The 6884-nt window shown below is 62.4% G+C and carries 6 protein-coding genes; 1 reads left to right on the top strand and 5 read right to left on the bottom strand.

The genetic code is table 11. The features are described 5' to 3' along the window. Nucleotides 1–167: 167 nt before the first annotated feature. Nucleotides 168–1415, bottom strand: a complete 1248-nt coding sequence (locus FQ746_RS13120; RefSeq protein ID WP_144109813.1) for an ABC transporter substrate-binding protein — start codon at nt 1413–1415, stop codon at nt 168–170. 80 nt (nt 1416–1495) lie between these two features. Then, nucleotides 1496–2740 (bottom strand): DUF1479 domain-containing protein, encoded by a 1245-nt coding sequence (locus FQ746_RS13115; RefSeq protein WP_144109812.1) that lies wholly within the window; start codon nt 2738–2740, stop codon nt 1496–1498. A gap of 94 nt (nt 2741–2834) precedes the next feature. On the opposite strand from FQ746_RS13115, the gene FQ746_RS13110 reads away from it, so the two are divergent. Beyond that, the gene (locus FQ746_RS13110; protein ID WP_144109811.1) at nt 2835–3797 is read left to right on the top strand and encodes a helix-turn-helix domain-containing protein; all 963 of its coding nucleotides are present in this window, start codon (nt 2835–2837) and stop codon (nt 3795–3797) included. Here the strand turns inward: FQ746_RS13110 and FQ746_RS13105 are convergent. The 3 genes from FQ746_RS13105 to FQ746_RS13095 all read right to left on the bottom strand — a co-directional run bounded on the left by FQ746_RS13105 (nt 3792) and on the right by FQ746_RS13095 (nt 6872). Next, complete coding sequence (locus FQ746_RS13105) at nt 3792–4655, bottom strand: hypothetical protein (protein WP_144109810.1); 864 nt, start codon at nt 4653–4655, stop codon at nt 3792–3794. The genes FQ746_RS13110 and FQ746_RS13105 overlap by 6 nt on opposite strands. A gap of 13 nt (nt 4656–4668) precedes the next feature. Beyond that, nucleotides 4669–5829 (bottom strand): CaiB/BaiF CoA transferase family protein, encoded by a 1161-nt coding sequence (locus FQ746_RS13100; protein WP_144109809.1) that lies wholly within the window; start codon nt 5827–5829, stop codon nt 4669–4671. 62 nt (nt 5830–5891) lie between these two features. Beyond that, nucleotides 5892–6872 (bottom strand): hydroxymethylglutaryl-CoA lyase, encoded by a 981-nt coding sequence (locus FQ746_RS13095; protein ID WP_186310728.1) that lies wholly within the window; start codon nt 6870–6872, stop codon nt 5892–5894. Nucleotides 6873–6884 lie beyond the last annotated feature (12 nt).

The raw sequence follows: 6884 nt of genomic DNA, 5'->3' as shown, positions 1-6884 counted from the left end.
TCAGCGTAGCGGAATCTTCCTCGCTGATCGGCCTGAAGATGTTGCCGATCGGCGCCGCGCCAAAACCCATCACCGTCGTTTCCAAGCCTGAACGCGGCCATTTCCGCTTTGCTACCGGATCCATCCCACTCTCCTTATAACCGTTGGATTGCGCGCCACCCAAACCATCACTTCACTTTCGCCGCGGCGGCAAGCTTGCGTACGCCTTCTTTCGCGTCTTCACTGGAGTTCATGAAATTGGTGACGACATCGCTGATCGCGCCAGCGGTCACCGAAGACTGCAGTTCACCGAAAGCAAGCGACGGCAAAAAGCCACCCGATTTGATCGTAGCCTGCTCGTCTGCCCGCGATTTTTTGGCGCAGCTATCGAACTTGTCCATCGGCACGTCAAGCCGCACCGGAATCGAACCCTTGTAGAGGCTGAACTGCTCCTGGAAGTCGGGCGACATGATCGTCTTCGCGAGCGCAAGCTGACCCGGCGTCGCGTCCTTCTTGCCGTTCTGCTGGAAGAACACGAACGCGTCCGCGGTGTACGTATAGGCGTTTGCCGTACCGGGTGCGGCTGCGCAGACGTAGTCGACATCGGCCTTCCTGTTCGCGTTCGCGAACTCGCCTTTCGCCCAGTCACCCATGAACTGCATGCCACCCGAGCCGGAAATCACCATCGCCGTCGCGAGATTCCAGTCGCGGCCGTGATAGCCCTTGTCGAAGTACGTGCGGATCTTCTGCACCGTTTCGAACACCTGCACCATTTGCGGCGAGGTCAGCGTTTTCTGATCGAGATCGACCAGCGCCTTGCGATAGAAGTCCGCACCCTGCGAGAGCACGACGGTCTCCCAGATCGTCATGTCCTGCCACGGCTGGCCACCGTGCGCGACCGCGGTGATGCCTGCCGCGCGAAACTTGTCGGCCAGCGCGAAGAACTCGGGCCACGTCGTGGGCGGTTTGCCGCCGACCTTGTCGAGGTCCGCCTTGTTGATCCACAACCAGTTGATCCGATGCACCGAGAACGGCGCGGCGACGTAGTGGCCGCCGGCCTTCATCGCCTGATCGATTTGCGCGGGCGTATGCGCTTTCCAGTCGCTGGCGGACTGGTCGATCGTCACCAGCGAGCCCTGCTCGGCCCAGTCCTGAATCAGAGGCCCCTTGATTTGCGCTGCCGAAGGCGCATTGCCTGAGATGACCTGGGTCTTCAGCGCGGTCATGGCCGCTGCGCCAGCGCCGCCCGCAATCGCGAAGTCCTTCCACTCGTAGCCCTGCTTGCTCATGTCGTCCTTGAGCACGCGAACCGCTTTCGATTCGCCGCCCGAGGTCCACCAGTGCAATACCGAAAGCTGTTCGGCGGCAACGGCGCCGTGCAGGCCGGTGACGAGCAGCGTGACAGCCGCCGCAACCGATGTCAGTGATCGTTTCATTGCAGTCTCCGTATTTTTCATTTTGGATAGAGCGACGCATGCGCGACCTGTGCAGTCGTGCATGCGCGCGGTGCTTCACACTACAGATTGAACCCGAGTTGCGACTTGCCAAGCGGCGTCAGGTCGTCGGCGGTCGCACGGCCCTTGAAATCGACTTCGAAATGGTCGAGCGGAAAATCGGGTGGGCTTTCGCCTTTCAGGAAGCTCGGCAACTGACGCTTGAGGTAGGCGTCGTTCTTGGCGCACGCAGGGGCCGAAGAGATGTACATCACGTTGCTGTAGCCCGCGCCCTTGTGCTCGTCTTCGACCGCATGGATGACATCGCTGTGCCAGAAGACCGTGTCGCCCGCTTCCATTTTGGGAATCGACGACAACGCCTCGAACAAAGGCGCATGGAACTCCGGCTTGATCGAGAGCGCGCGGCCGGGCATGGCGCCGCAGAGGTCGTCGTCGGCCACGTCGTCCTGAAGGGCTCGCAACAGGATGTAGACCATCGAGTTTGCGATAGGCACCAGTTGCAGCGTGCCGTCGCCTGGACCTTGCGGTGTCAGTGCCGTCCAGCCCTGAAAGGTGCGGAACATCGAACAGACGGCCGGCGATGCAATCTCTTCCACGTCGGGGCGGAAAGCGGCGTCGAAGGCATCGTATTCGCGCCAGTTCCCGGCGAACACATGGCGATAGACTTTGCGGAAATTGCCCTCGATCCAGCGCTCGACCGAGCCGCCGTCACAATGCGCCGACAGCCCCAGCGATGCCGAACGCGGCGGACGGCGACGCAGACGGTCGGCATAAACCGGCACGTTTTCCGGGTCGAAGTGAACACGGCCGTCGCTCTCGTTGCGCCACAGTTTGTTCAGGAACACGCGCGCCCTCGTGAGCGATTCCGACTGCCGCGCGAGCACCTGCGGCTTCGACCAGTACACACCATAAATTTGCGGCTTGCTGGAAGCCAGCTGGCCGAAGTACTTGTCTTCGGCCCGGTTCTCGAGGCGCCGGTCGAGATCGTTGGTCTCGACATAATGGGCGATATCTTCATCCCAGCCTTGCACGAGCGCGCGGGGAAACACCTGCCGAATCACGCAGGCGCCGCGTGCCTTGACGAGTGCAATCTGCTCGGCCGTGACACGTTGATCCGTGATGTCCGAAAACTGAAGTTCGGGTATGACGTTTTCGCCGCGATCGCGCTGCGCTGCAATCCGCTTCGCTTCGTCGACGATCGTTGCTTCGACTTCGGCGAACACTTCCCGATAGTTCGGCAACGCCGCACGCAACTCTTTTTTCGCTTGCCGGATGGCTCCCGGCAAGTCGGTAATGTTCAACGCCATGACTGTCTCCGTGAAGAAATTCTTATGCGCAAGCATAAGACGCGTCGTCATGACGTGGTGATACTATCCGGGCAATTCATTTGCTTTTTCGGCCATGAAACCAGCCTACGAGCACGTCGAGTTTGGCGAGGACTGTTCCGTTCGGGTTTACCACCGGCGGCTTCCGCGCATTCCGTTCGAGTGGCATCACCATCCCGAATACGAGTTAACACTGACGATGAATAGCCACGGCAAGCGCTACATCGGCGACTCGGTCGAAAACTATGAAGCGGAAGATCTTGTGCTCGTGCCACCGGATCTGCCGCATACGTGGGCCTCCAACCGGTCGATCGAGCCGTCGGCGCCGCAGGTCGCCATCGTGATCTGGTTCGACGGCGACTGGGCGCGGCGCATGGCCGACTGTTGCCGCGAATACGAACCGCTGCGCAAGCTTTTGCGCCGGGCGGCGAGCGGGTTGGCGTTCGATCCGGCTTCCGGTGAATGGATGCGCGGCCGCTGCGACGCGTTGCTCTCGAGCGTGCCGCGCGAGCGCCTGAGTGTTGCGCTCGATATTCTCTGCACGCTCGCCGATGCACCGGGACAACCGCTCGCGTCGCCGAGCGCTTTCAACGAGGCCAGTACCGGGCCGTCCGGTCATGAGCCCGAGCAGATCAACCGGGTGCTGTCGCTGATCGACGCGCGCTTTGCCGAGCCCTTGCGGCTGCCCGATCTTTGCGCGGCCGCCAGTCTGTCGGAGCGCACGCTCACCCGTTATTTCGTCCAGCACATCGGAGAAAGCGTGGGCCGCTACATCACCCGTGTTCGCATTGGGCACGCGTGCCGCATGCTCGCCGATACGTCGCTGCCGGTGGCGGTCGTCGCTGCGCGCTCCGGGTTTGCGAATGTCGCTAACTTCAATCGTCAGTTCAAGGCGGCGAGGCAGATTACGCCGGTTGAATTTCGTCGGGCGTATGCGGCTGCGGACCCGCTGGTCCAGCAGGATGCGGAGCCGAGTTTGACGGAGCGGTCCCCGTCGCTGCAAAGAGCGCGGAGATCGTCGGGGAAGGTATCGCTATAGCGATGAGTGTTGTTCCGCGTCGGCGCCGATCAGCGCACGCATCTGCGTGCCCATCACTGTCATGCGCGCAATCATCAGTTCGGTGAATATCGTGAGTCCGGCGATTGCCTGGTCTTTGCTTCCGGTGTCGAGCGGCACCGATTGTCGTGCGCGGGTTAGCGGTAGCGCTTCTCCGACCCACGCATGGGCCCGCGCGAGCGTGCGCTCGTGCTCTGCGCGCAACCGGCCCGCGTGCTGCGCATCCCGCAGCGAAGCGTAGACCAAAGCCATGAAACCCGGCCAGTGACACAGATGACGGTAAAGGCTGCCAACCGCGTCGCTCCCATCCACGCGACCGAAACGATCGAGTTCACGCACGAGCGTTTGTAAAGCAGGCGACAACTCGTGCATGGCCGGCAACGGCACCGTTTGCTGCACGGCACGCCGGGCCGTCGCGGCTTCAGGCGTGAGCGCACTCAAATCGAGTGTGTCGCCATTCAGCAGCCGTCGAGCCGCGAGCAATCCGAGCAGGTTCAGCGCGTTGGCGCGGTTGTATTCGTCCAGTAGCGTGGCAATTGCGCGTCGCGCCTTCACGTCCAACCTTGCCGCATCAAACACGTACTCAGGCAAAGGCACATCGCACGGTACCGCGATGCCTGCCCGAAGCTCATCGGCTGCGACGCTTAGATTCGTCGACAGATACAGCGGTTTTACCGATTGCCAGATAAACGGCAGCGCGTCCGGAATCGTCGCGAGATGTCGCCAGATCAGATTGACGAACGGCACTTTTAGCGTCGCGCGCAGCTCCGCGAACAGGGCTGCGGTTTCGCCAGTGGCGTCGCGCTCCGGCACGGCGTCGATCAGATCGGTCGCGTTCATCTCGCGCAACCGCTTATACCTGGGACGGCTGGTTCAACTCGCCCAGCACGTCCGCATTGTCTTCGCCGAGCGATGCGCACACGCGTTGCGGCAGCCGCGCGCCGTTGATTTTCAGCGGATTGGACAGCATCCGGAAATCCGCGCGTTCGGGATGGCCGACGGCGTTGATCATCCGGTTCGCCACGACGAACGGATTGTTCAACGCCTGATCGATCGTCAGAACCGGGGCGACCGGCAACAGTCCCTGCAACTTCGCGAGCCAGTGCCGCGTCGACTGCGTGCGGAACACTTCGTCGAGCGTCCCGCTCAACTCGCTGCGATGCGCGATGCGCGCGCCCGCCGTCGAAAAACGCGGGTCGTCCGCGAGCGAAGGCCGCTCGATCGCGCCGATCATCGCCGCCCAGAACTTCTCGGTCATGCACATCACGAAGATCCAGCCATCCGAGGTCGGGAAGGTCTGGACCGGCGCGATCGAGAAATGCGCGCTGCGCGGCTGCCGCGTCACCGCATGATTTTCGTTGAGATTCCAGATCGCGGCGTAGCCCAGTTGATGCAGCGCCACGTCGAACAGACAGGTGTCGACATCGCAGCCCTTCCCGCTCGCGCGTGCCTGGATGATCGCGGCGAGCAGGCCTACCGCGCCGGTTAGCCCCGTCATCTGGTCGATCATCGACGGTGCACCGAGACGCGAAGGCGGGCCGTCCGGCTCGCCCGTGAGATCCATCAGCCCGGATTCGGCCTGCATCAGGTAGTCGTAGCCAGGCCAGGACTTGCGCTCGTTGTCGCGACCGTAGGCCGAGATATGCAGGCAGACGATGGCGGGATTGGCCTTCGACAGCGTCGCGTAATCGAGTCCCATCTTCGCCGACAGATCGCCGCGCAGGTTGTTCACGACGGCGTCGGCGGTGTGGATCAGGTGAGTCAGCGTTTCCTTGCCTTCGTTCGATCGCAGATCGAGCGTCACGCTGCGCTTGTTGGCGTTCCAGGTCTGGAAGTACTGGCTATCCGCCTCACCCAGACGATGCGGCCCGGTATAGCGTGCCGGGTCGCCGCCAATCGCGCTGTTTTCCACCTTGATGACCTCGGCGCCCAGATCGGCGAGAAACATCGAGCCATACGGCGCGGCGCCGAACTGCTCGACCGATACGATACGCATCCCGTGGAGGGGTTTCATGTCGATTGCGTCCTGTGCTGTGAACGGTTGTTGATCGCTTGCCAAGTGGATTCGCGCATCTGTCAGCCAGCCTGCGCGTGCTGATGCGAATCCGAGTGCGAATCCAGGTGCGAATGCGCGGAGGCCATGATGTCGCGACGTGTGCCCGAGTGCGCGACGTGGCTGCGCGGCTCGATATCGAGCCATCCTGCGATATCGCGTGCGGCGTCCTTCACCGCATCGGTATCGATGCCGGTTTCGACGCCTGCATCGTTGAGTAACTGGACGATGTCCTCGGTCGGCAGATTGCCGACCGCACCGAGCTTCGACGGCAGGGTCATGCCGCCGCCGATGCCGCAGATCGATCCCTCCACGCTGCTCGCGCCGCCATCGAGCGCGGCCAGCAGATTCGCGGTGCCGGCGCCGGACAGGTTATGCACGTGATAGCCGATCTCGATGTCCGGCCAACGATCGCGGATCCCACTGAACAGGCCATTGACGTGCCGCGGGTCTTCCATGCCCACGCTGCCCGCGAGATAGAAACGCGCGATGCCGAACGCCCGGAAACGCGTCAGCAGGTCGAACACCTGCTGCTCCGGGATGCGGCCTTCATACGCGCACCAGAACGACATGCCGAGCGCCATCACGAAACCAATGCCGGCTTTATCGGCGATACGGAACGCGAGGCCCGCCTGCTCGACGGCCTGATCGATCGTCATGTTCTGGTTCTTCTGCGTGTACGTGGCGCTCACGGTGATGAGACCGAGAATCTCGTCCGCGCGAGCCGCGACGGCACGCTCCGCGCCCTTCGCATTTGGCGCGAGCGCGCGATAGACGGTGCCCGGGCGGCGTGTGATACGCGCCATCACTTCTTCGGCGTCACGCAGCGTCGGGATCGCACGGGGATGCGCAAAATTGGTCGCCTCGATCACGGGCAATCCCGCATCGCTCAGCCGATCGATCATGCGGACCTTGACGTCGGTATCGATCCAGCGATGAAAGCTCTGCAAACCGTCGCGCGGACCCACTTCGATCACTTTTGTCTGGCGGGGAAAGTTGATCACGTTGATTCCTCA

Source organism: Paraburkholderia sp. BCC1886 (assembly GCF_900996245.1).
Classification (GTDB): domain Bacteria; phylum Pseudomonadota; class Gammaproteobacteria; order Burkholderiales; family Burkholderiaceae; genus Paraburkholderia.
Note: the sequence above shows the minus strand (reverse complement) of the source record. Positions and strands in the feature narration are given on the sequence as shown.